Raw genomic sequence first — 24,243 nt, 5'->3', positions numbered from 1 at the left:
CGCGCTCCGCCGCCGGTCGGATGGTCATGTCGTACGGCAGCACTCTTTCCCACCCGCGGGGACCGGCTCAAGTGTCCGCCCGCGCGGCCGGGCGCACATCCGTACGATCGGTGGGTGACCGACGAGTGAACGGAGGGCGCTGTGACGAGAGTTGAACTGCCGTCAGGTGAACGAGGAGGCCGCCGTCCCGCGTCCGGGCGCGGCGCCCTCGCGCTGGCCGTGGCGCTGGGGGCGTGCCTGGCGCCGCTCCTCACCGCCGCCCCCGCGTCCGCCGCCGCCCCGGCGGCGCACGACGACTTCAACGGCGACGGCTACCCGGACGTCGTCGTCTCCCACCCGCTGGCCACGGTGAACGGGCAGGCGGGCGCGGGCGCCGTCGTCGTGCTCTACGGCTCGGCGAACGGGCTGTCCGCCGCGCGTTCCACCGTCGTCTCGCAGGCGAGCGCGGGGATCCCGGGCGCGGCGGAGACGGCCGACCGCTTCGGCGCGGCGACGGCGAGCGCCGACCTGGACCGCGACGGGTACGCCGACCTCGTCGTCGGCTCGCCCACCGAGGCGGTCGGCGGCGTCGCCGAACGGGGCGGCGTCACCGTCGTGTGGGGCGGGCGCGGCGGGCTGAGCGGGGGCACGGTGCTGGCGGAGAGCACCGTCCCGGCCGGGAGCTGCGCGTTCGGCGAGACCCTCGGCACCGGCGACGTGAACGGCGACGGCGCGCCGGACGTCACCGTCGGCTCGCGCTGCTCGACGCACCACTTCCGCGGCCCGTTCACCCGCGCGGGGAGCGCGGCGGCGCACGCCGTGGACAGCGCGCTCGGCGCGACCGGCGCGGGCGTGGCCGTCGTCAGCGGCGACCTCGACGGCGACGGCGCCGACGAACGCGTGCTGCTGCCGGGGCCCACCGCCGCCGACCCCGGGGGTCCCGTCCTCGTGGACGACTGGCGGGGCGGCGCGGCCGTCCGGACGACCCTCGCCGCCGCCGACGGCGTCACCGGCGTCATCGGCGACGTGAACGGCGACGGCTATGGCGACCTCGTCCTCGGCGACCCGGCCGACCCGCTCGACGGCAAGACCACCGGGCAGATCGGCGGCGAGGTCACCGTCTGGTACGGCGCGCGCGGCGGCATCGACCCGGCGCGCGCCCCGGCGCGGCTGCGGCAGGGCTCCGGCGGCATCCCGGGCTCGGGCGAGCTGGGCGACGCGTTCGGCACGTCGCTCGGCGTGGGTGACACCGACGGTGACGGGCGGGACGACGTGGTGGTGGGCGTGCCCGGCGAGGACATCGGCGCGGCCGAGGAGGCGGGCGGCGTGGTGCTGCTGCGCGGGTCGGCGTCCGGGCTGACGGGCGCCGGGGCGCGCGCCGTGCACCAGAACACGGCGGGTGTCAGCGGCGCCGCCGAGTACTGGGACCTCTTCGGGCAGCGCGTCCGCCTCGCCGACCACGACGGGGACGGCCGCGCGGACCTGACCGTCGGCGTGCCGGGCGAGAACGCGGAGGGCTGCTCCTGGCACGCCGCGGGCAGCGCGTCCGGCATCACGGTGACCGGGGCGTTCGGCGTGTGCGCGGGCGCGCTGACCGGCTTCACGGCGGACGGGCCGGGGCTCGGCGAGGTCATCGCGCCCTGACGCGCGCCCTCACTCCCCCTTGCGCATCAGTGCGACCAGGGACGAGAAGCTGTCGTCCGCGTGCCCGGCCGCCATGCCGCGCCGGAAGAGGTCGGCGACCGCCCGCGGCAGGGCCGTGTCCACGCCCGCGTCGGCGTGGGTGTGGAGGACGTGCTCGACGCTGGCCGTGCCCATGGCGAGGCGGTCCACGTCGCCCTGGTGCTCCCCCTTGTCGATGCGCGCGGCGTAGAAGGGGAGGAAGCCGGAGAGGGACGCGGCCGTGTCGGTGGCGTGGTCCAGGATGTCGGCGGCGGTGAGGCCGTTGGCCTGCGCGAGGGCGACGGCCTGCCAGTAGCCGAGCATGACGGTCCAGAACATGGTCATGCCGAGCTGGTAGTACAGCGCGGCGAGGCCGGGGTCCTCGCCGCGGTGGTCGGCCACGCCGGTGACGACCTCGAGGAGCGGCCGGTGCCGGTCGAACGCGGCGCGCGGGCCGCTGTAGAAGGTGGACGATTCGGGCTGCCCTATCCCGGACGGCGGCACGGTGACGCCGCCGGTCAGCCGCGCGGCGCCCTGTTCGGCCGCCCAGCGCGCGGTGGCGCGGGCCTCCTCGGGGGTGGCGGAGGTGAGGTCGACCAGGACGCGCCCGGCGAGGGCGTCGGCGGCGGGCGCGAGGACGTCCCGTACGGCCGCCTGGTCGGTGAGGCTGAGGATCACCACCTCGTTCGCCGCCAGGGCCTCCGCGACGCCGGGGGCGAGGCGAGCGCCCCGTGCGACCAGGTCGTCGGCGCGGGAGGGGGTGCGGTTCCAGACGGTGACGGGGTGGCCGCGGTCGAGGAAGGCCGCGGCCATGGCGCGGCCCATGGGCCCGAGGCCGATGACGGTGACGGGTGCGGGGGCGGGGGTGCTCATGGAGTGGTCGCCTCTCTCTAAAACGAGCGTTCTATCCAGCGCTGGGGCGACCGTAGCACGGCTCTGGAACGAACGCTCTAACCAGAGGCGTAGGCTGCCCCCATGGAGACGACGACCACCACCCGCGAGCGCATCGTCGTGGCCGCCGCCCGCCTCCTCCAGCGGCAGGGCTACGTCGGCACGGGCATCAAGCAGATCGCCGGGGAGGCACGGGCCACCCTCGGCTCCGTGTACCACTTCTTCCCGGGCGGCAAGGAGGCCGTCGCCGTCGCCGCCATCCGCCACGGCGCCGCCGACTTCGCCGCCCTGCTGCGCGCCGGACTCGACGGCCACGACGACCCGGCGGACGCGGTGGCGGCCTGCGCCCGGCGGCTCGCGGCCGAGCTGCGCGCGTCCGGCTGGACGGACGGCTGCCCGGTGACCGCCGCCGCCCTGGAGACGCTCGGCACCGACTCGGAGATCCAGCGCGCGTGCGCCGACGCCCTGCGCGGCTGGGAGGACCTGGTCGCGGACAGGCTGCTGCGCTCCGGCTTCGCGGCGGACGACGCGCGGGACCTCGCGACCACCGTCGTCGGCACCCTGGAGGGCGCCGAGGTCACGGCCCAGGTCCGCCGCAGCGAGGAACCGCTGCTCACGGCGGGCCGCCACCTGGCCCGTCTGCTGCGCGCGTACGCGGCGTAGGCCCGTCGCCCGGCTCCCGCACGCGCCGGTAGCGGCCCGGCGCGACGCCGTACGCGCGCTTGAACGCCTTGGCGAAGGCGAACTCCGAGACGTAGCCGACCCGTTCGGCCACCCGCTGGACAGGTCGGTCGTCGGCGCGCAGCAGGCCCGCCGCCGTCGTCATGCGCCACCAGGTGAGGTAGGCCAGCGGCGGGCTCCCGACGAGCGCCGTGAAGCGGCGGGCGAACGGCGAGCGCGACAGGCCCGCGGCGGCGGCCAGGGACCGCACGGTCCAGGCGCGGCCCGGGTCCTGGTGCATGGCGCGGAGGGCGGCGCCGACGGCCGGGTCGTGCAGCGCGGCGGCCCAGCCCCCGGGACCCGGGTGTTCGAGGCGCAGTTCGTCGTGCCAGGCGCGCAGCGCGTACAGCAGCAGCGCGTCCAGGAGCGCGGGGACGACGGCGCCGCTGCCCTCGCGGGGGCGGTTCAGCTCGGCGCCCAGGAGGTCGATGACGGCGCGCAGTTCGGGGTGGGCCCCCACGCGGGAGGAGAGGTGCACGGTCTCGGGGAGTTCGGCGAGCAGCGGGTGCCGCCGGTCCTGGTCGAGCAGGTAGGCGCCGCACAGGAGGACGGTGGCGCCGGGAGCGCCGTCGGGGGGCGGGGCCGGTGGGAGGGAACCGGGGTTGCCGGCCTCGCGCAGCGGCGTCGCGGGGTCGTCGGCGAGTCCGTGGCCGGTGCCGTGCGGGAGCAGCGCGATGTCGCCGACGCGCAGCAGGACGGGTTCGCCGCGCTGCGGGAGCACCCAGCAGGAGCCCTGGAGGACGACGTGGAATCCGGCGCCCGCGAAGGGGGCGAAGCGGACGCCCCAGGGCGCGTTCCAGCGGGTGCGGGAGGAGTGGGGCCGTCCGGTGCGCATGGCGGTGACGGCGTCGCTCAGCACGTCCATGCGCCGACTGTAGTCCCGCGTTCGGCCCTGGTGCGGGACGGACGGGCATGATGCGGGGACGGTGAGGCATTCAGCGTCCTCGTGTGCCGCTCATAGCGTGGCGGGCATGGAGAAGATTGCTGTGTACGGAGCGAGCGGTTTCACGGGGAGCCTGGTGGTCGCGGAACTGGCGCGCCGGGGTGTCCCGGTCGTCCTGGTGGGCCGCGACGAGCAGCGGCTGCGCGGGGCCGCCGAAGGGGTGCCGGGCGCCGAGGTGCGGCGTGCCGGCGTGGAGGACCAGGCGGCGCTTGCGGCGGCGTTCGACGACTGCGCCGCGGTGGTCAACTGCGTGGCGCCGTTCGAGCTGTTCGGCGAACCGGTGGTGCGGGCCGCCGTCGCCGCACGCGCCCACTACGTCGACACGAACGGCGAACAGTCCTATCTCAAGCGGGTCTTCGACACCTTCGGCGAACCGGCGCGCCGGGCGGGCGTCACCGTCGTCCCCGCCCTCGCCGACGACGGCGGGCCCGGCGACCTGATCGCCCACCTCACCGCCGAGGCACTCGGGCCCGGCGCCTGCCTGGCGGAGCTGACGGTCGCGGACCTGCGGGAACCGGGCGCCGTCTCGCGCGGCACCGCGAGGACGGCGCTGGCCAACCGGGGCCTGTGGGGCGGCGGGCACGGGCTCGTGTGGGCGGACGGCGCCTGGCGCGACGGCGCGGGACACGCGGGCGCCGACCGCGCGACGGTGCCGGTGCCGGTGCCCGAGATGGCGGACGGGCGGGGGACGGGCGACCTGGCGGTGGCGCCGTTCGCGCTGCCAGGCGTCGTCACCGTCCCGCGGCACGTCACGGCGGACCGGATCGACGCCGTGATGCGCGCGGAGGTGGTCCCGCTGTTCGGGGCGGTCACCGAGGAGGCGGTCGCCGCCCTGCCCGAGGGCCCTGACCCAGCGGCGCGGCGCGCGTCGCGCTGGCTGATGGCCGCGTACGCCGTCGGCCGGGACGGGCGGCGCGCGCAGGGCTCGGTGACGGGCCCGGACGGCTACGGCCTGACGGCGGTGATCGCCGTCGAGGGGGCGCTGCGCCTGGTGGCGGGCGCGGCGGCGGCCGGGGTGCTCGCGCCGTCGCAGGCCTTCGACCCGGCGGACTTCCTGGCGGCGCTGGAGCCGCACGGCGTGCGGTGGAGCGTGCGCGCCGGCGACGCCCGCTGAGCGCACGCCCCGGCCGTCACGCCGCCGTGGTCGTCTCCAGGTCGATGACCATGAAGTTCGCGCCCTGCGAGTCGGCGACGGCGGCGTAGCGCCCGTACGGGCTGTCCATCGGCCCGTCGATCAGCCGCCCGCCGAGGCCGCGCGCCGTCGCCACCGCCGCGTCGCAGTCGCCGACCGCGAAGAAGACCTCGACGTGCGGCGCGATGTCCCCCGGCGCGTCCGGCGGGAAGCGGTAGCGGCCCAGGCAGGGGCCGCCGTCGAGCTGCCAGAGCGCGTAGTCCACGGCGGGCGGGCCCTCGACGGCGACCGTCTCGTAGGGGAAGACGGACGAGAAGAACGCGTCCGCCGCCGCCCCGTCCCGCGTGTACACCTCGGCCCACGCGTACGTGCCGGGCTCGCCGCGCGCGCCGAAGCCCCGGTGCGTGCCGGGCTCCCAGACGCCGAAGACGACGCCCCCGGGGTCGCGGCCGACGCACATGCTGCCGAAGTCCCCGATCAGCATGGGCTCGACGAGGACGTCGCCGCCCGCCGCGCGGACGCGGTCGGCGGTGGCGGGGACGTCCTCGGAGGCGAGGTAGAGGTTCCAGGCGGGGGGCGCGACCGCGCCCTGCCCCGGCAGCTGCGGCGCCAGCGCCGCCGCGGCGGCGCCGCCCGCCCACGCCTGCGCGTAGCCGCCGTACTCGTCGGCGGCGCGGTCGAAGGTCCAGCCGAAGAGCTGGCCGTAGAAGCGTTTCCCCTCCTCCACGTCCGGCAGCGTCACATCGGCCCAGCAGGGCAGCCCCTCGCGGATGTCGGCCATGCGGAACGCCTCCTCGTGTGCGCCCCCCTCCTCGCCTCCACGCTAGCCACGCGCGCCGGATCACGCAGCGCGGGCGGTGTCACGGGGGGGTGTCACGGGGGGTGTCACGGGGGGTGTCACCTGGTGCGTCCACCGAGGAAGCAGCCGTGCGAGCAGACCCACAGGACGAACGCGTGCCCCCACCGGTCGCGCACGCGCCCCGCCCGCCGCCCGGACGCGCCGAGCCGCCGTCCGCAGCGTGCGCAGGAGATGCCCATCTGCTGGGTCGGGGATAACCGGGTCATGTCCGGGACGTCGCGCGTCCCGGCGCCTGCGCCTTCTGGATACACGGAGACTGCCCCCTCCGGCCGGCCGGGGCCGCCGCGCCGGGAAGCACGGCGACTGAGGAGACAGATACCCCGTCACACCCCCGTTCCACCGCGCCCCCGCCGCAAGCCCACGACACCGACGGCGCACACGCAGCACACCACGGCGCTCACCGCGCCCGCCGGTCCGAGGGACGCGCTCAGGGCGGGTCCGGCGAGTCCGCCGCCGATCGCCGCCAGGGCGTCGGCGGCCAGGAAGAGCGCGAGGACGCGGGCGAGCATGGCGGGCGGGGCCGTGCGCTGCACGTGGGTGTCGACCGCGATCAGCAGCACGCTGCCCGGTATGCCGATCAGGAAAGTCGCCGCGACGCCCTGGGGGAGGTTGTGGGCAGCGGCGAGGGCGACGTACGCCGGGCACAGGCCCAGCCGTGCCACCGCGATCGCCCGCGCGGTGCCGAGGCGGGCGATCAGGGGGCGGCTGAGGGCCGCGCCCAGGAGGAAACCGGCGCCGAGTCCGGAGAGGAGGTGGCCGAGCGCGTGCCCGGGGGCGCCCAGACGGGTGACGGTGAAGGGGACGAGGAGGGCGGTGAGGGCGGCGTTGGCGGTGAGGAACGCGGTGGTGAGGGCGAGCGGTCCGCGCAGCGCCGGGTTGCGGGCCACCTCGCGCAGTCCCGCGCGGAGTCCGCCGGACGGGCCGGGCGCGGGCGGCGTACGGGCGGCGCGGGGCAGGCGTACGGCGGCGAGCGCGGCCGCCGACAGCGCGTATCCGCCGAGGGCGAGGGCGGCGACGGCGGGGAGTCCTGGCCCGGCGAGGAGGAGTGCGCCGAACGGGGGAGCCGCCAGCCGGAGGAGGCCCGCGGTGCCGGCGAGCAGGGAGTTCGCGGCGGCGAGGGCGTCGGCGTCGCGGCCGGTGACGGCGGGGACGAGGGCGCGGCCCGCCGGGCGCAGCACCGTCGCGGCGAGGCTCTCCCCCAGGACGGCCGCGTAGAGCAGCCACAGGCGTTCCGGCCCGTCGGCCAGGAACAGCAGGGCGACGGACGCCATGGCCGCCAGGTCGGCGGCGGCCATGGCGCGGGCCAGGTCGGCGCGGTCGAGGAGGGAGCCGATCCAGGGCCCGGCGACGAGGGCGGGGAGGGATTCGACGACGAGGGCGAGGCCGGTCGCGGTCGCCGAGCCGGTCAGCTCGTACGCCTGGAAGGGGACGGCGACCACGAGGAGCCAGGCCCCGGCGCCGGAGGCCGTGTTGGCGGTCCAGAGGAGGCGGAAGGCAGGATGGCGCAGCGGGGAGTGCTTCACCCGGGCGAGAGTATTCCTACAGAAAACTTCGCCGCAAGAGTGTTTTAGCAGAATAATCATCGACGTCATGGAGCTGATCACCCTGGACGGGAACGGGGCGCGCCTCGGGCGTGTGCTGCGGGCGCGGCGGAAGGAGATGGGGCGGACCATCGCGGCCGTCGCCGTGGACGCCGGTCTCTCCGTGCCGTACATCGCCAACCTGGAGAACGGGCGCGGGAACCCCACCCTCGCCGCGCTCGACCGGCTGGCCACGGCGCTCGACACACGGCTGACGGTCGAACTGGCCCCCGCGGCGGCGGACACGGCGGAGCCAGGACCGGCGGACGACGACGCGGCCGCCGCGCTCGCCCGTTCGGCGCGGGCCCGCGAGGTCGCCGCGCTGCTGGCGGCGGACGGCCGTACGTCCGCGGCGGAGGTGACGGACGGGCTGGCGGCGGCGCTGCGCGGGCTGAGCGCCCTCACCGGCGCGGACGCCACCGCGCGCGACCTCGACCGGCTCCTCGACCTGCTGCTCCTCGCCCGCCGCCCGGCGCCCTGACGGCCGGGAGGTGTACCCAGCGCCACCTCCGCCGGGTGTCCGGCCCACCGCGCGTCCGGGCCGTGGGGCCAATGTGCCGCGCCGCGCCCGTGCCTAGGTTCGTGGGTGAGGCGCCACGGGGGTGCCGGAGGAGGGTGGACCCGATGTTCCGACACAGGAGCGTCCCCGGCGCCGACCCGGCGCGCGAGGCGCTGCGGCTGGTCAAGGTGACGAAGACGTACGGCGCGGACGACAACGCGGTGACGGCCCTGGACGACGTGACGCTGAGCCTGCCCGCCGGGAGCTTCACCGCCGTGATGGGCCCCTCCGGCTCCGGCAAGTCCACGCTGCTGCAGTGCGCGGCCGGGCTCGACCGGCCGGACCGGGGGATCGTCGCCGTGGACGGCACGGAGGTGACGGCCGGGGGCGAGGCGGCGCTGACGAGGTTCCGGCGGGCGCGCATCGGGTTCGTCTTCCAGCAGTACAACCTGCTGCCGACGCTGACGGTGCTGGAGAACGCCGTGCTGCCGTTCAAGCTCGCCGGGCGCCGCCCCGACCGCGCCGGGGCGCGCGAGATCCTGGCGCGCGTCGGCCTCGGCGACCGGCTCGGGCACTACCCGGAGGAGCTGTCGGGCGGTCAGCGGCAGCGCGCCGCCATCGCGCGGGCCCTGGTGACGCGGCCCAGCGTCGTCTTCGCGGACGAGCCGACGGGCGCGCTCGACCTGCGCAGCGCCCGCGAGGTGCTGGGGCTGCTGCGGGACGCGGTGCGGACGCACGGGCGGACGGTGGTGATGGTGACGCACGACCCGGTGGCGGCGGCGTACGCGGACTCCGTGGTGTTCCTGGCGGACGGGCGCCTGGCGGGGCGGATGGACGCGCCGCGGGCGGACGCGGTGGCGGAGCGCCTCGCGCACCTGGGCGACTCCGTGGCTGTGGGGGTCTGAGCGATGTTCACGCTGGCCATGCGTTCGGTGCGCAAGCGCCCGGGTCGTTTCGCGGGGACGCTGCTGTCGGCGTTCCTCGGTGCGGTGATCACGATGGCGTTCAACTCGATGCACGACACGGCGGGCGCGCCGGGTGTGGACGACACCAGCGCGGAGACGCTGGGCCTGGCGGGTGGGGTGGTCGGCGGGTACAGCACGCTGCTGGTCTTCTTCGCCGTGGCGTCCACGCTGACGGTGAACGTGCGGCAGCGCGCCGAGGAGATAGCGCTGCTGCGCAGTACGGGAGCCACACCGGCGCAGATCAAGCGCATGGTGACGGGTGAGGCGGTCGTCATCGGGCTGGTCGCGGCGCTGCTGGCGATCGGTCCGGCGATGCTGGCGGGGAATCTGCTGCTGGACATGTTCAAGGACACGGGCCAGGTGGCGGCCGGGGTGGACTATGCGTTCGGCCCCATAGGGCTCGGCGCGGGATTCGGCATCACACTGCTGGCGTCGGCGGGGGCGGCGTTCCTCGCGGTGCGCAGGGCGACCCGGGCGGCGGCGGGCGGGCGTGCGCCACGCACCCGGCTGCGTACGGTCGGCGGGGTCCTGGCGCTGGTGTCGGGTGCCGGGGGTGTGGCGAGCACGTTCGCCATGGACGCGGACGAGCCGTCGCTGATGGCGGGCCCGGCGTACGGGGCGATCTTCCTGGCGATCGGCTTCGCGGTCTTCTCGACGGGTCTGCTGCGCGCACTGCTGGCCCTGCTGGAACGGCCCCTGGGCGTGCTGGCCGGGGGGAGCGGCTACCTGGCGGTGCGGTCGCTGCGGCGCCGCGCGGAGCACCAGGCGGGGATGCTGATGCCGCTGATCCTCTTCACGGGCATCGGCACCGCGACGCTGTGCATCCAGGCGGCCGAGTCGGCGGCGATCGACGCGTCCGGGCTGGTGAAGTCGGTCGAGGACAAGAACCTGGAGACGCTCAACACGGTCGTCGTCGGCATCATCGTGGTCTTCTGCTGCGTGATGCTGGTCAACAGCCTGTACGCCGCGACCTCCTACCGCGTGCGGGAGTTCGGCGGGCAGCGGCTCGCCGGGGCGACGCCGCGGCAGGTGCTGGGCGCGGTCGGCGTCGAGGCGGGGCTGCTGACGGTGACGGGGGTCCTCTTCGGGACCGTCGCGGGGCTCGCCGGGCTGGTGCCGTTCGTGCTGGTGCGCCGGGGTGCGGAGATGCCGGCGGACGCGCCGCTGATCTGGGCGGGGATCGTGGCGGTCGGCGCGGCGGCGACCGTGCTGACGACGCTGGCGACGGCGCGGCGTTCCCTGCGCGTCCCGGCCGTGGCGGCGGTCGCCTGACCTGGCCGCGCGGCGCCCCGCCCTCTCCGATAAGTACGATGCCCGTCGAAGTTTGACAGGCATCGTACTTTCGGCTGTGATGGCCCCATGACCAGAACGGTGCGTTTCCACGCCTACGGCGGACCCGAAGTCCTGCGGATCGACGACATCGAACTCCCCGCCCCCGGTCCAGGCGAGGCACGGATCAGGGTGGACGCGATCGGGCTCAACAGGGCCGAGTCCCTCTTCCGCCAGGGACGGTACGGACGGCCCGTCCGCGCCTTCCCCGCCGGGCTCGGCTACGAGGCGGCGGGCGCCGTCGAGGAGACGGGTCCCGGCGTCACCGGATTCGCGCCGGGCGACCCCGTCAGCGTCCTGCCCGCGTTCAGCATGACCGACTACGGCGTCTACGGTGAGGCCGCCGTCGTGCCCGCGGCGGCCCTCGCGCACCGCCCGGCCGGGGTGGACGCGGTGACGGGCGCCGCCGTGTGGATGACGCACCTGACCGCGTTCGGCGGCCTGTTGGAGGACGGCACGCTGCGACCGGGCGAGACGCTCGTCGTCACCGCCGCGTCCAGCGGGGTGGGGATCGCGGCCGTACAGCTCGCCCGCCGCGTCGGCGCCGTGCCGGTCGCCACCACGCGGACGGACGCCAAACGCGAACGGCTCCTCGCGGCGGGCGCGGCCGAGGTCGTGGTGACGGGCGGCCTGGACGCGGCGGGTGTGGCGAACGCGCTGCGCGCCGCGACGGGCGGGCGGGGCGCCGACGTGGTGTTCGACGCGGTCGGCGGCGCCCAGGCGGCCGGACCGCTCGGGGCGCTGGTGCCGTACGGCCGGTACGTGCTCTACGGCGCGCTCGGCGGCCCGACCCTCGAACTGCCCGCGCTCGACCTGCTCCGCTCGGGCGTGACGGTGCGGCCGTACAGCATCTCGCTGGGGACGACGACCACGGGCGACACGCTGCGCCGGGCGAGCGCGTTCGTCACCTCGGGCCTGCTGTCCGGCGCGTTCACGCCCGTGGTGGACCGGGTCTTCGACCTCTCCGAGGTGGCGGAGGCCCACCGCCACCTGGAGTCCGGCACCCAGGTCGGCAAGATCGTCCTCGCCGTCCCGCACCGACACCCCCGGCTCCGGGCGCCCAGGGGCTCCCGGTGAGACCATCGGAACGCCCGGTGGCCGCGGCGTGACCCGCCGCCACGGGCGTGACCGATGTGGCCCGACGAGAGGACTCCGCCATGACCGACGAGCCGGGACGCGTCTTCAGGGACGCCTGGATCGCCGGGGTCAGGGAGCGTTTCCCGGGGGAGCCCGAGGCGGGGTGCGTGGCGCCGTGGGAGGAGACGCCGGAGTGGGAGCGGCACGCGGCGACCGCCGTGGCCGCGCAGGTCCGCGACTTCGTGGAGATCAGCGGAGGGAACGCGGTGAGGCTCACGCGGGAGCAGAAGGGCCGGTTCGTGGCGACCTGCTGGATCGCGCAGGTCCACAAGCACGTCGCGTCGCCCGAGCCGTCGCATGTCGCCGACTGGGCGGAACTGCCCGCGTGGCGGCGGGAGACCGACGCCGACATCTTCGAGGCGCTGCAGGGGTAGTCGTCACCACGCGTACCGGAACCGGTGGAGTCACGTGGAGGGAAGCGCTGTGGCCCGTTCGTACACGCCGCTCGGTGAGGACGAGTTGGCCGAGGCCCTGGCCGGACTGCCCGGCTGGGGCGTCGAGTCGGGGCAGCTGACGGCGCGGTGGACCGTGCCGCGCGCCGGACTGCCCGCCGTCTACCGGGAGATCAACGAGGCCGAGGACGCGGCCGACCACCACGCCACCGTGACCGTGCTCCACACGACGCTCACCGTCGCGACGAACACGCACGCGGCCGGGGGCGCGATCACCGCGCACGACATCGCCCTCGCCCGCGCCGTCAGCGGCATCGCCGGCTCCCACGGGGCGACGGCGGCCTGATCCCCGGCCCGCCGTCCGGGCCCGTTGTCCGGGCCCGTTGTCCGGGCCCGTTGTCAGTGGCGGGAGCTATCGTCACTCTCTGTGATGGGAAACGGGCGGTGGGGCGGCGGCAGCGGCGGTCAGGGGGCCAGGCCGCTGTCCCAGACATGGGCGGCGATGCCGACGCGGTTGCGGGTCCCCAGCTTGCGCTGGATGTGGGCGACATGGGTCTTCACCGTGCCGGGCGAGACGAAGAGCGCGGCGGCGATCTCGGCGTTGGTCATACCCGACGCGACGAGGCGGGCGACGGCGGTCTCGCGTTCCGTGAGCGGCTCCTGCGGCGGGGCGGGGCCCGGCGGGCGCGGCTCGGCGGGGGGCCGCAGGTGGCGCAGGAGACGTACCGTCACGGACGGGCTGATCAGCGCCTCGCCCGACACGGCCGCCCGGACGGCCTCGGCCAGCAGGGCGGGACCCGAGCGTTTCAGCAGGAAGCCGCAGGCGCCGTTGCGCAGCGCCGTGTACACGTACGCGTCGAGGTCGTACGTCGTCACGACGATCACGCGCGTCGTGGGGGCGAGCAGGCGGGTCACCTCCAGACCGTCCGGGCCCGGCATGCGGATGTCGGCGAGGACGACGTCCGGCTTCAGCGCCGCCGCGCGTTCGAGCGTCCGGCGGCCGTCGGCGGCCTCGCCGACGACCTCCATGTCCGGCTGCGCGCCGAGCACGAGCCGGAAGCCGGTGCGGACGGCTTCCTGGTCGTCGGCGAGGAGGATGCGGATCACCACGCGGAGGACGGTAGCGCGCGGCGGGCCGCGGGAGATCTCCCGTTCGGCGGATGTGTCCGCGCGCGGCGGTGACGAGGGTGGGGCGGGATTGGAGGTCGCCACCATGACGACATCACCGACCCGTTCCCCTCTGGCGTACGCCGCGTGCGCCGCGCTGCTGCTGTACGGGCTCGCGCAGACCTGGTGGGCGCTGGGCGGGGCCGGTTTCCCGTTCGGCGCGGACGACGCGAACCCGGAGTACTCGGCGTTCGAGCATGTCGGGCGCGCCCGGCTCGCGCCCTGGCTGGCGGCCGGTTTCCTGTCCGCGAGCGCCGTCGCCGCACTGCTGGCGAGGCCAGGACGGGGACTGCCGCGCGGAGCGGCGCGCGTGCTGTACGGGGCGGCGGGGGTGTACGTCGCGGCCGTGATGTGCCTGCTCGCCGACTTCCGGATACTCGGCCACCTGGCGTACGCCCTGATGCTCCGCTTCGGCGCCGTCGACTGGTCCGTGGTGAACCAGCTGTTCGCCGTCACCGCCGCCGGTCTGCTCGCGGCCGCCGCCGTGGCGCACCACCGGCGCAGGACGGGGGCGTGCGGCCGGTGCGGGCGGCGGGACGGCGGCGGGGGGTGGGCCGCGCCTGAGGCGGCGGCCCGCTGGGGACGGCGCGCGGCGTACACGGCGGTCGTCGTGCCCCTGTTCTACGCGTCGACGCGCTGGGCCTGGTTCTTCGGGTGGCCGCTCGGCATATCCGACGAGCTGTGGGAGGAGGGCCAGGAGGACCATCTGTGGGTCTACGGGGCGGCGCTGGCGACGCTGGGCGCGCTGGGTTCCCTGCTGACGCTGGGGCTGGTGCAGCGGTGGGGCGAGACGTTCCCGCGCTGGATGGTGGGGCTGCGGGGCAGGCGGGTGCCGCTCACGCTCGCGGTCGTCCCCGCGTCGGTGGTGTCCGTGCTGGTGACGATCGCGGGGGTGATGTACATACGGCTGCACCTGACGGGCGCGTTCGACCACCCGCGGCGGGACTGGGGCGCCAGTGTGCCCGAGACGGTGTGGCCGGTGTGGGGCGTGGCGCTCGCGCTCGCCACGCTCGCGTACTACCTGCGGCGGCGCGGGGCGTGCGGGCGCTGCGGCCGGAAGTGACCGTGCTCAGGCATACGGGAGGCGGGCGGTGACCCGCCAGCCGCCGGACGGGTCACGGCCGGAGTCGAAGGTGCCGCCGAGGGCGCGGGTCCGTTCGGCGAGGGCGACCAGGCCCGTACCGCCGCGCCTGGCCCGTACGGTCCGCTCGCCCGGCTGCTGCGCGGGGGTGTTGGTCACCGTGACGACGAGTGCCGCGGGTGCCCGCCCGGGCGCGTCCGCCGCCAGGGAGACGGCGACGCGCGGGGAGGCGGGCGCGTGGCGGCGGACGTTCGTCAGCGCCTCGACCACGATCCGGTGGGCCGTGGCGGCGATCTCCCGGGGCATGCCGTCCTGGTGGGCGCGGGACAGGGCGGTGTGGTGCACCACTTCCGCCGGGGTGGTGGCGCGGAAGCTCTCGACGGCGTCGGCGATGTCGTCGAGGCCGTGCGCCGGGCCGGTGGCGTCGAGCAGGTGGACGGTGCGGTCGGTGGTCGCGAGGGCCTGGAGGCCGAGGCTCTCGATGGTGCCGAGCAGCGGGAGCGTCTCGGCGGGCCGTTCGGCGCCGACGAGCCGGGCCGCCTGGGCGAGGGCGACGATGCCGGAGAGGTCGTGGGCGACGAAGTCGTGCAGATCGCGCGCCAGCCGGAGCCGTTCCTCCTGGCGGGTGTGCTCGACGGCGCGGTGCCTGCGTTCCTCCACGATCCGCAGGTAGCGGCCCGCGCCGGACGCGAGGACGGCGCCGAGCGCGAAGAACGAGCACTGCTCGGCGACTTCGGCGGGGGACGCCGGTATCCGGACGCGCAGCGTCACGCAGGCCGCGAGAGCGCACAGCAGCAGGCACAGCGCGACGGCCGGGCGTGCGGGGGCGTGCCTGGCCGTGAGGAAGGCGAGCCCGAGCACGGCCGCCGCCTCCGCCAGCATCGCCGCTCCGGCGTACCCGCCGGTGGAAGGGCCGAACGGGAGGGTGACCGCCGAGACGACCAGCACCGCCACCACCGCCGGCACGGCCCGGTGCCGCGCCCCGGGCAGCGCGGCGACCGGCACCGCGAGCACGGCGGCGACCGCCGGGACGACGGCCGGAACGGCGGTGAGCACAGGGTCCATGCGAGGACCCTAGTGACGAGGCTGGTCCGGGCGCATCGGACGCTCGCGCCCGCGCGGGGGCCCGGTGCCGTTCACCCGTGCCGCTTGCGCTCCTGGGTGTAGGTCCACCAGGGGCGGGGCTCGCCGCCGCCCGCCTGGTCGACCACGGACAGGAACGTGTCCAGGAGGCACGGATCGTGCCTGCGGCCGTCCAGGGCGCACAGCCGCTCGTACATCTCGTACGGGTCGCGCCCCCGCAGATCGGCGGGCGCGGTCACGCCCACCCGGGCCAGGCGACGGACCACGGCCGGGCCCACGTTGGCCATGCGCAGCAGTTCCTCGGTGCCGTCCGCCATACCGCGTCGTCCTCTCGTCGTGCCGGGGGGTCCGCCGGTCCCCGGGCGTGCCACCGCCTGCCATGTTCGGGCTTCCCCGGCCACCGGTCTTGAACGATCCGGACGCGTTCGCCGGACGGGCGCGCGGCGCGCCGCCGGTCAGGGCAGGTCGCTGTCGCCGCCGAGGTTGCCGACGATGCGGCGCAGCGTGTCGATCATGGCGGCGTACGCGGCGTCCGGTATGCCGTCGCGCAGCGCCGCGTGGGCACGGCCCACACGTTCCCTGGCGCGGGACAGGCCCGCCTCGCCGTCCGGCGTGAGGGCGAGGAGGCCGTCCCGTTCCGTGAGCCAGCGGCGGGCCACCAGGTCGTCGAGCATGGCCGGGAAGTCGGAGTCCTGCTGGTCGAAGGGGGCGAGCCGTTCGGTGAGGGCGGCGCGGGTCCAGGTGCCGGGGGCGCCGGAGACGTGGTTGAGCGTCCACCAGTGCGGCTGGGTGAGGTCCTCGGCGGCGAGTTCGGCGCGGATCGCGGCGAGGACGAGGCGCGACGCCTCGGTGGCCCAGTACCCGACGGGCTGGGCGGCGAGTTCGGCTTCGGTGTACTGCGTGACGGGCATGGCAGGATCTTCCCTTCGCGGTGCGCGAGGACATCGGCAAGGACAGGAGTCACGCTCGTGGTTCAAGCACGCTTGAGGTCAAGTCCCGTCGCCTGTGGGCCGGTGCGGCGGTGAGCGCGGCGGACGCCGAACGGGAGCGGCTGCGCGTGACGTTCGACGGGGTCGCGGAGCTGTACGACCGGGCGCGGCCCGTCTATCCGGAGCGGCTCTTCGCCGACCTGGCGGAGGTGGCGGGGCTCGGGCGCGGCGCCAGGGTGCTGGAGATCGGCTGCGGTACGGGCCGGGCGACGGTCCCGCTGGCGCGGCGGGGGTGCGCGGTGACGGCCGTCGAACTGGGCGCGGACATGGCGGCCGTGGCGCGGCGGAACCTGGCGCCGTGGCCGGAGGCGCGGGTGGCGGTGGCGGCGTTCGAGGACTGGCCGCTGCCGGCCGAGCCGTTCGACGCGGTGGTGTCGGCGACGGCGTTCGCGTGGGTCGATCCGGCGGTGCGGGTGGTGAAGTCGGCCGCGGCGCTGCGGCCGGGCGGGGTGCTGGCGACGGTGGCGACGCACCATGTGAAGGGCGGCACCGAGGAGTTCTTCCGCGCGTCGCAGGAGTTCTACGAGCGCTTCATCCCGGCGACGCCCCGCGGGCTGCGTCTGGAACCGGCCGACGCCATCCCCCGGGACCGCGCGGAGATCGACGCGTCGGGGCTGTTCGGGGAGGTGGAGTTCCGCCGCTACCCGTGCGACGTCACGTACACGACGGCGGAGTACCTGGACGTGCTGTCCACGTACTCGAACCACATCGCCCTCGCCCCGGAGGTGCGGGCGGAGCTGCTGGCGTGCCTCGCCGGGCTGATCGACGACCGGCACGGGGGACGGATCACGAAGCGGTACCTCTTCGAGCTGCGGACCGCCCGCCGGGCGGGCTGAGCGCCGGTCCGGCGGCTGGATTCACTCGCACGAGCGATACCGCTCCGACTACGCTGCGTCTACGGTGAACCCGTGAATGAATACGTTGAGTCACTTCAGGGGTCGTCCGGACAGGTCCGCGGCATGCCGTCGGGCCCGCCCCCGGGTGGTGGGGGCGGGCCCGGTCGGCCGGCCGGCTCAGGCGGCGCCGCGGCGCGGCAGGGACAGGCGCGCGGGGATGGAGGTCGCGGCCAGGGCCAGGACGGTCACCGCGCCCGCGATCAGCAGGTACGGGCCGAAGGCCATCGCGGGTGCGGCCTCACCGGTCATCCCGGTGCTGAAGGACGTCAGCACCGCCAGCGCGATCCCGGTGCCGAGCAGGACCGCCGTGACCGCCACCGTCAGCGACTCCAGCCCGAGCATGCGCAGGATCTGCCGCCGCGTCGTGCCGATCCGGCGCAGCAGGGCGAACTCCTTGCGGCGGTCGGCCGTGGCCATCGCCAGGGTGTTGACGGCGGCGATGGTGGTGAAGGCCAGGACGAGTCCCATGCCGAGGAACGCGACCGCCGCGCTCGTCTCGCGCTGCTCGGCCATGACGTCGGCGACGTGGCCGCCGTCCCGCACCGCGAGGCCGGGGAAGCCGGCCAGGGCGTCGCCGAGCTGGGCGTCGGTCAGGTCGGTGGCGACCAGCACGGCGTCCGCCAGCGGGTTGTCGATGTGGGCGGCCAGCAGCTCGTGCGGGAGCGTCAGTTCGCCGAAGCCGAGTCCCCGGTCGTAGACGCCGGTGACGGTGGTGGTGACGGGCGTGCCGTCGCCCAGGACCAGGTCAAGGGAGTCCCCCGGGTGGAGGCCCCGGCTCTCGGCGACGACGTCGCTGACGGCCACCCCGTCGTCGGCCAGCCCGTCGAGCGAGCCCTCGGTCATGCCCAGGTCGAGCGTCTCCTCGTACCCGGAGCCCGCGGTGACGCCCTGTGCCGTGTACTTGTCGAGGCCCGGCGTGCGGACCGTCGTGTGCACGATCTCGGTGACGGCGGTGACGCCGTCCGTCCCGCGCAGCGCCTCCGCGGCGGCGTGCGGGACGCCAGGCCCGGCCGCGACGACCACGCGGTCGGCGACGACCCCGTCCCTGGCCTGCCGTTCGGCCGCGCCGCCGATCGTCGTCTGCGTGAACACGACGGTGCACGCCATGGCGACCAGCAGCGTCAGCGGCGTGATGACGGCGGCGAGGCGCCGCGCCCCGGCCGCCGCGTTGTGCGCGGCCAGGTGTCCCGGGACGGCCGACAGGCGCAGCGGGGCGCCGATGACGGTGAACGCGACGCGCGACAGCGCCGGTCCGAGCAGGGCGACCGCGACGGACAGCAGGAGCACCGTCAGATACGTGACCGGGGTGGAGGCGGGCTCGGTGTGCAGCGCGGACAGGACGGCCAGCAGCACGATGCCGCCGACCAGGGTCAGCAGGCCCGCGATCAGGCGTACGACCGGGGTGCGGCGGGGTTCCACGGCGGCCTCGGTCAGCGCCTCGGCCGGGCGGATGCGGGCCGTGCGGCGGGCGGAGATGCGGGCGGCGAGCCAGGCGGCCAGCAGCGTCGCGGCGACCGCGGCGGCCATCGGGAAGAAGCTGCGGACCTGGCTCAGCGTGCTGGGGACGGTGCCGAGGCTGACGAGGCGGCGGTAGAGCCACCCGGCCAGCGGCAGACCGGCGACGGCGCCGAGCGGCCCGGCCACCAGGCCGACCAGCAGGGCCTCCCGGCCGATCAGCCGCCGCGTCTGGCGGGGCGTGGCGGCGATGGCGCGCAGCAGGGCGAGTTCGCGGTGCCGGGCGCGGGCGGTGAGCCCGAAGGTGCCGACGACGACCAGCACGGCGACCAGCAGGCCCGTGCCTCCGATCGCGCCGCCCATGCTGACCAGCTGGATGCGTGCCTGCGCCGCGTCGGGGAACTCCGCGGGCCCCCGGTCGCCGCCGGTGTGGACGCGCGCGGTGGTCCCGTCCAGTGCGTCGCGGACCTGCGCCGCCAGCTCGTCGGTGCCGGTGCCGGGCTCGGGGAAGACGCCCAGCATCGCGTCCTGCCCCTCGTGCCCGGCGAGGCGGCGCGCCTCGGTGTCGGTGAAGAAGACGGCGGCCTGCTCGGCGATCTCCCCGTCCGCGATGCCCGCGACGGTGTAGGTCGCGGGGACGTCGGTGGACTGGACGGTGACCTCGTCGCCGACGCCGAGCCCGGCGCGTTCCGCCAGTCCGCGGTCGAGGACGATCTCGGTGTCGGCCTCGGGCGCGTGGCCCTCGCCGACGGTGAAGGGGGTGAGGGCCGCCGAGGACCAGGCGTGGCCGTGGACGTCCGGGCCCTCCCAGGGGAGGCCGGACGCGTCGAGCGGTTCGGCGGGGAAGGTGAGTTCCGGCACGACGGAGGCGACGCCGGGGACGGCGGCGATCCGGTCCGCCGTGTCCGCGGGCAGCCACACGTGCTCGTTGACGGGCTTCGCCTTGTGCTTGGTCTTGTCGCCCTTCTGCGTGGTGTGGTGGACGTTCTGGTCGGCCGTCACCACGAGGGGCGTGGCGGCGTAGCGCTCGGTGCCGATGTCGCCGCGCAGACCGGTCTCCAGGAGGGAGCCGCACGCGGTGATCAGGGCGGCCGCGCAGAAGAGCGCGAGGAACGCGCCGGCGAATCCGGCCTTGCGGGCGCGCAGGGTGGCGAGTGCGTAGCGGAGCATCAGGCCCACGCCCCCAGGTGCGTCATACGGTCGGCGACGCGGTCGGCGGTCGGGGCCGTCATCTCGTCCACCAGGGTGCCGTCCGCCAGGAACAGCACGGTGTCCGCGTGCGCGGCGGCGACCGGGTCGTGCGTGACCATGACGACGGTCTGGCCCGAGGCGTCCACGCTGGCGCGCAGCAGGTTCAGGATCTCCTTGGCCGTCACGGTGTCGAGGGCGCCGGTGGGCTCGTCGCCGAAGACGACGTCGGGGGACGTGATCAGCGCGCGGGCGATGGCGACGCGCTGCTGCTGGCCGCCGGAGAGTTCGGCCGGGCGGGCGTCGGCCTTCCCGGCGAGGCCGACACGCTCCAGGATCGCCGCGATGGCGTGCCGGTCGGGGCGGCGTCCCGCCAGCCGCAGCGGCAGGGCGACGTTGTGCCGGACGGTGAGGGCGGGCACGAGGTTGAACGACTGGAAGACGAAGCCGACGCGCTCGCGCCGCAGGCGCGTCAGGCGGGTCTCGTTCATCCCGCTGAGGTCGGTGCCGCCGATGGAGGCGGTCCCCGACGTCACCCGGTCGAGACCGGCGGCGCAGTGGAGGAAGGTGCTCTTGCCGGAACCGGAGGGCCCCATCACGGCGGTGAAGGAGCCGCTGGGTATCGCGACGGACACGCCGTCCAGGGCCCGGACGGCGGAGGCGCCGCGGCCGTAGACCTTGGTGACGGAGTCGAGCCGGACGGCGCTGGTCCCGACGGCGGTTGCGGTGGTCATGCGGGGTTCTCTCCCTGCGGTGTCTGAACGGGGGACTGCGGTGTCTGAGCGGGGGATCGGGGGGTGTCGGCGGGCGGGTCGGCCGCGTCCGGCGGGGCTTCGGGGGCCGGGAAGGCGAAGAAGCGGGTGAGGACCGTGCGGGCGTCCGGCGGCGTCTCGCCGTCGGGCCGCTTGTAGCGGTTCAGGAGGGCGATGTACTCCTCGAACAGCTCGCGCATCTCGTCCGGCGTGAGGCGGACGGTGCCGCGCGAGTAGGGCAGGGCGTCCTCCCACTCGCCCGTGGCGCCCTCGCGCTGCACCTGGTCTAAGAGCCGCAGGTCGGAGGCGAAGGCGAGGCGGTTCATCTCGTCCACGACCGCGCGGGTGCCCGCGTCCCTGCGGCTGGGCGGCGGGAGCCGCAGGTCCTGCGCCACCGCCCGCCACCAGCGGCGGCGCCCGCCCGCGGGATCGCCCGGCGGCGGGTCGGCCGGTTCCACGAAACCGTGGCGCGCCAGCTCGCGCAGGTGGTAGCTGGTCGCCCCCGTGTTGAGGCCGAGGGCGCGGGCGAGCGTGCTGGAGTTGGCGGGCCCGTGCATCGTCAGGTGCTCCAGCATCTGGAGGCGGCGGGGCTGGGCCAGTGCCTTGAGGGCGGCGAGCGAGGGTTCGAAGGGCATGTGCACATTCTGCTGTGCACAGAGATCTGTGCACAGCAGTGCCACACACCCGGCCCATGGTGGTGCTAGCACCACCCCCGCACGGCCCAGCCGTCGGGCGCGACGCGCGCCCGGACGCCGGGAGAGATCCGGCACCCCTGTGACCTGGGCGCACTTCTTCCCCGGCAGCCGACAGTGTTGGATGGCCTCATGCACGACATACCGGAACGCGCCCCGAGCCCCGCCCCCCACTCCGCGCACGGCTCCGGAGCCGCGAAGCCCTCCGCACGGCCCACGGCGGCGCTCGCGATGAGCCGCTTCGGCGCCGAACGTCTGCTGACCGACACGACCCTCGCCGCCCTGCGGTCCGTGACCGACCTGCGCTACCCGCCGCTGCTCGAAGACTTCGGCACCCCCGAGGCACGCGCCGTCCTGGCCGACGCCGAGATCCTGGTGACGGGCTGGGGCTGCCCGCCCCTCGACGAGGAGGCGCTCGCCCACGCGCCCAGGCTGCGCGCGATCGTCCACGCGGCGGGCACGATCCGCCACCACGTCACCGAGGCGTGCTGGGAACGCGGCATCCGCGTCTCGTCCGCCGCCGCCGCCAACGCCCTGCCGGTCGCCGAGTACACCCTCGCGATGATCCTGCTGGCCAACAAGCACCTGCTGGAGATCTCCGCCGAGTACAAGCGCACCCGCGCCCGGCGCGCCTGGGACGAGGAGACACCGGGCCTCGGCAACTACGGCCGCACCGTCGGCATCCTCGGCGCGTCCCTGATCGGCCGCCGCGTCCTGGAACTGCTGCGCCCCTTCGAGCTGACGCCGCTGCTGCACGACCCGTACGTCTCCGACGACGAGGCGCGGGCGCTCGGCGCACGGCCGGTCGGCCTGGAGGAGCTGTTCCGGGAGAGCGACGTGGTGAGCCTCCACGTGCCGCTGCTGCCCGCGACGACGGGCATGGTCAACCGCGCGCTGCTGTCCTCGATGCGCCCCGGCGCCACCCTGATCAACACCGCGCGCGGCGCCGTGCTCGACCAGGACGCGCTGGCGGAGCTGGCCGCCGCGGGGCGCATCAACGCGATCCTCGACGTGACGGAGCCCGAAGTCCTCTCCCCCGACCACCCGCTGTGGGACTGCGAGAACGTGCTGATCAGCCCGCACTTCGCCGGGTCGGTCGGCAACGAGATCCACCGGCTCGGCCGCCTCGCCGCCGAGGAGGCGGCGCGGTACGCGGCGGGCGAGGACTTCGCCCACCCCGTCCTGCGCGAGCGCCTGGGCGTCACCGCCTGACGCACCGGCGGACGGGCAGGCAGAGCGCAGGCAAAGGGCGAAGCGGACGCGGGCGGGTCCGGGGGAGACCGCCCCCCGCACCCGCCCGCGCCCACGCGTCACACCGGCGTCGCGACCCGCTCCGCCCCGGCGGGCGCCTCCGCCGGCACCTCCGCCGGAGCCGCCGCCCCCCTGGCCCGGCGCGGCAGCAGGAACCCGAGGGCGAACGCCACCACGACCAGCCCCGTCGCGAGCAGCGTCACCTCGCGCTGCGCCGCCACGAACTCGTCGGCCACCGCCCGCATCCTGCCGTCCGCACCGGCACCGGCACCGGCACCCGCGCCGAGCCCCGAGAAGAACACCGTGCCGAGCACCGCGACCCCCAGGCTCGCCCCGGCCTGCTGGAACGACTCCAGCAGCCCCGACGCCGACCCGACCTCGTGGTCCCGCACATCCCCCAGCACCACGTCGAACAGCGGCACGAAGATCTGCCCCATCCCGAAGCCGTAGACCAGCAGCGGCAGCGCCAGGTCCCACCGGTCCACGCCGCTCCCGGCCTCCCCGAGCACCACCCACACGGCCAGCTGCCCGGCCACCATCAGCGCGAGCCCCAGGTGCAGGATCCGCCGCCCGAGCCGCCCCCTCAGCGCCGCCGCGAACCACGAGCCGAAGAACGCGCCCACCGCCAGCGGCGCCATCGCCGTGCTCGCCCGCAGCGGCCCGTACCCGAGCCCGAGCTGGAGGAAAAGCCCCAGCGTCAGCGAGAAGCCGACCACCGCCCCGAAGAACACGACGGTGAACCCGACCCCGGACGTGTACGACCGCAGCCGCAGCACGCTCAGCTCGACCAGCGGCGTACGCCCCGCCCTCGCGCGCCTCAGCTGCCGCACCACGAACCCGGCCAGCGCCACCACCGCGCCCGCCGCCACCGCCCACAGCCACCCCGGCCAGCCCAGCTCACGCCCCTGCACCAGCGGGAAGACCGCGAGGAACATCCCGGCCCCCGCGAGCAGCGCCCCGAGACCGTCGAGCCGCAGCCCCGGCCGCCCCGCGCCGCGCGGCAGCGCCCGCGACCCGGCGAGCAGCGAGAACGCGCCGATCGGCAGGTTGATCAGGAACACCATCCGCCACCCCGTGCCCAGCACGTCGGCGTCCACCAGCACGCCCGCGACGACCGGCCCGAGGATCGTGGCGAGCCCGATGACGGGCCCGAGCGCGCCGAACGCCTTCCCGAGCTCCCGCGGCGGGAACAGGTCCCTGATCAGGCCGAACGACTGCGGGATCAGCACCGCGCCCGCCAGCCCCTGCACGACCCGCGCGGCGATCAGCGACTCGGGCGACCAGGCCAGCGCGCACAGGACCGACGCCGCCAGGAAGCCGCCGATCCCCAGCAGCATGACCCGCCGCCGCCCGTACATGTCGCCGAGCCGCCCGCCGGTCAGCAGCCCCACGGCGAGCGCCAGCGTGTACGCGGCGGCCGTCCACTGGAGGTCGGCCGCCGAGCCGCCCAGGTCGGTCTGGATGGCGGGGCCCGCGACGGTGACGACCGTGCTGTCGAGCAGGTTCATGATCATCGCGGCGAGCACCGCGAACAGGCCGAGCCAGCGGCGGTCCTTGGTCCCCTCGGGGGACGGCTTCGTGTTCATGTGGACCACTCTCCC

25 protein-coding genes are annotated in these 24,243 nt (G+C 75.8%); 12 read left to right on the top strand and 13 right to left on the bottom strand.

Translation table 11 applies throughout. From position 1 onward, the window contains the following. Nucleotides 1-141: 141 nt before the first annotated feature. Entirely contained in the window at nt 142-1,623 is a 1,482-nt protein-coding gene (locus tag ACIBPC_RS10555) for an FG-GAP repeat domain-containing protein (RefSeq protein WP_398842765.1), read from the top strand. A gap of 9 nt (nt 1,624-1,632) precedes the next feature. On the opposite strand, the gene ACIBPC_RS10550 is transcribed toward ACIBPC_RS10555, so the two are convergent. After that, the gene (locus ACIBPC_RS10550; RefSeq protein ID WP_398842762.1) at nt 1,633-2,514 is read right to left on the bottom strand and encodes an NAD(P)-dependent oxidoreductase; all 882 of its coding nucleotides are present in this window, start codon (nt 2,512-2,514) and stop codon (nt 1,633-1,635) included. 102 nt (nt 2,515-2,616) lie between these two features. On the opposite strand from ACIBPC_RS10550, the gene ACIBPC_RS10545 reads away from it, so the two are divergent. Further along, nucleotides 2,617-3,195 carry a TetR/AcrR family transcriptional regulator gene (locus tag ACIBPC_RS10545; RefSeq protein WP_362960984.1) on the top strand — a complete coding sequence of 193 codons (579 nt, stop codon included), beginning with the start codon at nt 2,617-2,619 and terminating at the stop codon, nt 3,193-3,195. On the opposite strand, the gene ACIBPC_RS10540 is transcribed toward ACIBPC_RS10545, so the two are convergent. Further along, nucleotides 3,146-4,117 carry an AraC family transcriptional regulator gene (locus ACIBPC_RS10540; RefSeq protein ID WP_398842760.1) on the bottom strand — a complete coding sequence of 324 codons (972 nt, stop codon included), beginning with the start codon at nt 4,115-4,117 and terminating at the stop codon, nt 3,146-3,148. The two genes, ACIBPC_RS10545 and ACIBPC_RS10540, sit on opposite strands and share 50 nt — an antisense overlap. A gap of 106 nt (nt 4,118-4,223) precedes the next feature. Here ACIBPC_RS10540 and ACIBPC_RS10535 point away from each other — a divergent pair, with 106 nt between their 5' ends. Next, a complete protein-coding gene (locus tag ACIBPC_RS10535) occupies nt 4,224-5,309 on the top strand; it encodes a saccharopine dehydrogenase NADP-binding domain-containing protein (RefSeq protein WP_398842758.1) in 1,086 nt (361 codons plus the stop codon). A gap of 16 nt (nt 5,310-5,325) precedes the next feature. On the opposite strand, the gene ACIBPC_RS10530 is transcribed toward ACIBPC_RS10535, so the two are convergent. The 3 genes from ACIBPC_RS10530 to ACIBPC_RS10520 form a co-directional block, all read right to left on the bottom strand. Further along, entirely contained in the window at nt 5,326-6,108 is a 783-nt protein-coding gene (locus ACIBPC_RS10530) for a VOC family protein (protein ID WP_362960993.1), read from the bottom strand. Between the two features lie 116 nt (nt 6,109-6,224). After that, nucleotides 6,225-6,392, bottom strand: a complete 168-nt coding sequence (locus ACIBPC_RS10525) for a hypothetical protein (RefSeq protein WP_362960996.1) — start codon at nt 6,390-6,392, stop codon at nt 6,225-6,227. 117 nt (nt 6,393-6,509) lie between these two features. Next, entirely contained in the window at nt 6,510-7,709 is a 1,200-nt protein-coding gene (locus tag ACIBPC_RS10520) for an MFS transporter (protein WP_398842755.1), read from the bottom strand. A 67-nt stretch (nt 7,710-7,776) separates the two neighbouring features. On the opposite strand from ACIBPC_RS10520, the gene ACIBPC_RS10515 reads away from it, so the two are divergent. The 6 genes from ACIBPC_RS10515 (at nt 7,777) to ACIBPC_RS10490 (ending at nt 12,434) form a co-directional block, all read left to right on the top strand. Beyond that, on the top strand, nt 7,777-8,247 hold the full coding sequence (locus tag ACIBPC_RS10515) for a helix-turn-helix domain-containing protein (protein ID WP_398842753.1): 471 nt from the start codon (nt 7,777-7,779) through the stop codon (nt 8,245-8,247). 143 nt (nt 8,248-8,390) lie between these two features. Next, entirely contained in the window at nt 8,391-9,170 is a 780-nt protein-coding gene (locus ACIBPC_RS10510) for an ABC transporter ATP-binding protein (protein ID WP_398842751.1), read from the top strand. A gap of 3 nt (nt 9,171-9,173) precedes the next feature. Next, complete coding sequence (locus tag ACIBPC_RS10505; protein ID WP_398842749.1) at nt 9,174-10,502, top strand: FtsX-like permease family protein; 1,329 nt, start codon at nt 9,174-9,176, stop codon at nt 10,500-10,502. 87 nt (nt 10,503-10,589) lie between these two features. After that, the gene (locus ACIBPC_RS10500) at nt 10,590-11,636 is read left to right on the top strand and encodes a zinc-dependent alcohol dehydrogenase family protein (RefSeq protein WP_398842746.1); all 1,047 of its coding nucleotides are present in this window, start codon (nt 10,590-10,592) and stop codon (nt 11,634-11,636) included. An 80-nt stretch (nt 11,637-11,716) separates the two neighbouring features. Then, nucleotides 11,717-12,070: a hypothetical protein gene (locus ACIBPC_RS10495; protein WP_398842743.1), complete on the top strand. Its 354-nt coding sequence runs from the start codon at nt 11,717-11,719 to the stop codon at nt 12,068-12,070. Nucleotides 12,071-12,119: 49 nt separating this feature from the next. Then, the gene (locus tag ACIBPC_RS10490; protein WP_398842741.1) at nt 12,120-12,434 is read left to right on the top strand and encodes a 4a-hydroxytetrahydrobiopterin dehydratase; all 315 of its coding nucleotides are present in this window, start codon (nt 12,120-12,122) and stop codon (nt 12,432-12,434) included. 119 nt (nt 12,435-12,553) lie between these two features. Here ACIBPC_RS10490 and ACIBPC_RS10485 read toward each other — a convergent pair whose 3' ends face one another. Further along, nucleotides 12,554-13,198: a response regulator gene (locus ACIBPC_RS10485; protein ID WP_398842738.1), complete on the bottom strand. Its 645-nt coding sequence runs from the start codon at nt 13,196-13,198 to the stop codon at nt 12,554-12,556. A 103-nt stretch (nt 13,199-13,301) separates the two neighbouring features. Here ACIBPC_RS10485 and ACIBPC_RS10480 point away from each other — a divergent pair, with 103 nt between their 5' ends. Beyond that, nucleotides 13,302-14,318, top strand: coding sequence for a hypothetical protein (locus tag ACIBPC_RS10480; protein WP_398842736.1), 1,017 nt, complete (start codon nt 13,302-13,304; stop codon nt 14,316-14,318). A 6-nt stretch (nt 14,319-14,324) separates the two neighbouring features. Here the strand turns inward: ACIBPC_RS10480 and ACIBPC_RS10475 are convergent, their stop codons facing one another. The 3 genes from ACIBPC_RS10475 to ACIBPC_RS10465 form a co-directional block, all read right to left on the bottom strand. Continuing rightward, the gene (locus ACIBPC_RS10475; protein ID WP_398842733.1) at nt 14,325-15,401 is read right to left on the bottom strand and encodes a sensor histidine kinase; all 1,077 of its coding nucleotides are present in this window, start codon (nt 15,399-15,401) and stop codon (nt 14,325-14,327) included. Between the two features lie 71 nt (nt 15,402-15,472). Then, nucleotides 15,473-15,736, bottom strand: coding sequence for a helix-hairpin-helix domain-containing protein (locus ACIBPC_RS10470; protein ID WP_398842729.1), 264 nt, complete (start codon nt 15,734-15,736; stop codon nt 15,473-15,475). 138 nt (nt 15,737-15,874) lie between these two features. Beyond that, a complete protein-coding gene (locus tag ACIBPC_RS10465) occupies nt 15,875-16,330 on the bottom strand; it encodes a MarR family winged helix-turn-helix transcriptional regulator (RefSeq protein WP_398842726.1) in 456 nt (151 codons plus the stop codon). A 110-nt stretch (nt 16,331-16,440) separates the two neighbouring features. Here ACIBPC_RS10465 and ACIBPC_RS10460 point away from each other — a divergent pair, with 110 nt between their 5' ends. Then, nucleotides 16,441-17,244 (top strand): class I SAM-dependent methyltransferase, encoded by an 804-nt coding sequence (locus ACIBPC_RS10460; protein ID WP_398842724.1) that lies wholly within the window; start codon nt 16,441-16,443, stop codon nt 17,242-17,244. A 177-nt stretch (nt 17,245-17,421) separates the two neighbouring features. Here ACIBPC_RS10460 and ACIBPC_RS10455 read toward each other — a convergent pair whose 3' ends face one another. From ACIBPC_RS10455 to ACIBPC_RS10445, 3 genes are read right to left on the bottom strand one after another with little or no spacing between them, the layout of a single operon-like run. Next, a complete protein-coding gene (locus tag ACIBPC_RS10455) occupies nt 17,422-19,929 on the bottom strand; it encodes an ABC transporter permease (RefSeq protein ID WP_398842720.1) in 2,508 nt (835 codons plus the stop codon). Continuing rightward, nucleotides 19,929-20,681: an ABC transporter ATP-binding protein gene (locus ACIBPC_RS10450; RefSeq protein ID WP_362961036.1), complete on the bottom strand. Its 753-nt coding sequence runs from the start codon at nt 20,679-20,681 to the stop codon at nt 19,929-19,931. Before ACIBPC_RS10450 ends, ACIBPC_RS10455 begins: the two co-directional genes overlap by 1 nt. Continuing rightward, nucleotides 20,678-21,334, bottom strand: coding sequence for a helix-turn-helix domain-containing protein (locus ACIBPC_RS10445; protein ID WP_362961039.1), 657 nt, complete (start codon nt 21,332-21,334; stop codon nt 20,678-20,680). The genes ACIBPC_RS10450 and ACIBPC_RS10445 overlap by 4 nt, the downstream gene beginning before the upstream one ends. A gap of 288 nt (nt 21,335-21,622) precedes the next feature. Between ACIBPC_RS10445 and ACIBPC_RS10440 the strand changes: the two genes are divergently transcribed. Continuing rightward, nucleotides 21,623-22,603 (top strand): hydroxyacid dehydrogenase, encoded by a 981-nt coding sequence (locus tag ACIBPC_RS10440; protein WP_398843041.1) that lies wholly within the window; start codon nt 21,623-21,625, stop codon nt 22,601-22,603. A gap of 98 nt (nt 22,604-22,701) precedes the next feature. On the opposite strand, the gene ACIBPC_RS10435 is transcribed toward ACIBPC_RS10440, so the two are convergent. Continuing rightward, nucleotides 22,702-24,228, bottom strand: a complete 1,527-nt coding sequence (locus ACIBPC_RS10435; RefSeq protein WP_398842717.1) for an MFS transporter — start codon at nt 24,226-24,228, stop codon at nt 22,702-22,704. Nucleotides 24,229-24,243 lie beyond the last annotated feature (15 nt).

The sequence above is a fragment of the Streptomyces sp. NPDC049879 genome (genome assembly GCF_044461265.1).
Classification (GTDB): domain Bacteria; phylum Actinomycetota; class Actinomycetes; order Streptomycetales; family Streptomycetaceae; genus Streptomyces.
Note: the sequence above shows the minus strand (reverse complement) of the source record. Positions and strands in the feature narration are given on the sequence as shown.

Bases quoted from the DNA above. Each gene is read 5' to 3' on its own strand.
- ACIBPC_RS10535 (WP_398842758.1), top strand. From the start codon at position 4,224: ATGGAGAAGATTGCTGTGTACGGAGCGAGCGGTTTCACGGGGAGCCTG.
- ACIBPC_RS10550 (WP_398842762.1), bottom strand. From the start codon at position 2,514: ATGAGCACCCCCGCCCCCGCACCCGTCACCGTCATCGGCCTCGGGCCC.
- ACIBPC_RS10470 (WP_398842729.1), bottom strand. From the start codon at position 15,736: ATGGCGGACGGCACCGAGGAACTGCTGCGCATGGCCAACGTGGGCCCG.
- ACIBPC_RS10510 (WP_398842751.1), top strand. From the start codon at position 8,391: ATGTTCCGACACAGGAGCGTCCCCGGCGCCGACCCGGCGCGCGAGGCG.
- ACIBPC_RS10450 (WP_362961036.1), bottom strand. From the start codon at position 20,681: ATGACCACCGCAACCGCCGTCGGGACCAGCGCCGTCCGGCTCGACTCC.
- ACIBPC_RS10545 (WP_362960984.1), top strand. From the start codon at position 2,617: ATGGAGACGACGACCACCACCCGCGAGCGCATCGTCGTGGCCGCCGCC.
- ACIBPC_RS10445 (WP_362961039.1), bottom strand. From the start codon at position 21,334: ATGCCCTTCGAACCCTCGCTCGCCGCCCTCAAGGCACTGGCCCAGCCC.
- ACIBPC_RS10495 (WP_398842743.1), top strand. From the start codon at position 11,717: ATGACCGACGAGCCGGGACGCGTCTTCAGGGACGCCTGGATCGCCGGG.
- ACIBPC_RS10515 (WP_398842753.1), top strand. From the start codon at position 7,777: ATGGAGCTGATCACCCTGGACGGGAACGGGGCGCGCCTCGGGCGTGTG.
- ACIBPC_RS10435 (WP_398842717.1), bottom strand. From the start codon at position 24,228: ATGAACACGAAGCCGTCCCCCGAGGGGACCAAGGACCGCCGCTGGCTC.
- ACIBPC_RS10505 (WP_398842749.1), top strand. From the start codon at position 9,174: ATGTTCACGCTGGCCATGCGTTCGGTGCGCAAGCGCCCGGGTCGTTTC.
- ACIBPC_RS10465 (WP_398842726.1), bottom strand. From the start codon at position 16,330: ATGCCCGTCACGCAGTACACCGAAGCCGAACTCGCCGCCCAGCCCGTC.
- ACIBPC_RS10440 (WP_398843041.1), top strand. From the start codon at position 21,623: ATGAGCCGCTTCGGCGCCGAACGTCTGCTGACCGACACGACCCTCGCC.
- ACIBPC_RS10480 (WP_398842736.1), top strand. From the start codon at position 13,302: ATGACGACATCACCGACCCGTTCCCCTCTGGCGTACGCCGCGTGCGCC.
- ACIBPC_RS10525 (WP_362960996.1), bottom strand. From the start codon at position 6,392: ATGACCCGGTTATCCCCGACCCAGCAGATGGGCATCTCCTGCGCACGC.
- ACIBPC_RS10455 (WP_398842720.1), bottom strand. From the start codon at position 19,929: ATGCTCCGCTACGCACTCGCCACCCTGCGCGCCCGCAAGGCCGGATTC.
- ACIBPC_RS10530 (WP_362960993.1), bottom strand. From the start codon at position 6,108: ATGGCCGACATCCGCGAGGGGCTGCCCTGCTGGGCCGATGTGACGCTG.
- ACIBPC_RS10540 (WP_398842760.1), bottom strand. From the start codon at position 4,117: ATGGACGTGCTGAGCGACGCCGTCACCGCCATGCGCACCGGACGGCCC.
- ACIBPC_RS10500 (WP_398842746.1), top strand. From the start codon at position 10,590: ATGACCAGAACGGTGCGTTTCCACGCCTACGGCGGACCCGAAGTCCTG.
- ACIBPC_RS10475 (WP_398842733.1), bottom strand. From the start codon at position 15,401: ATGGACCCTGTGCTCACCGCCGTTCCGGCCGTCGTCCCGGCGGTCGCC.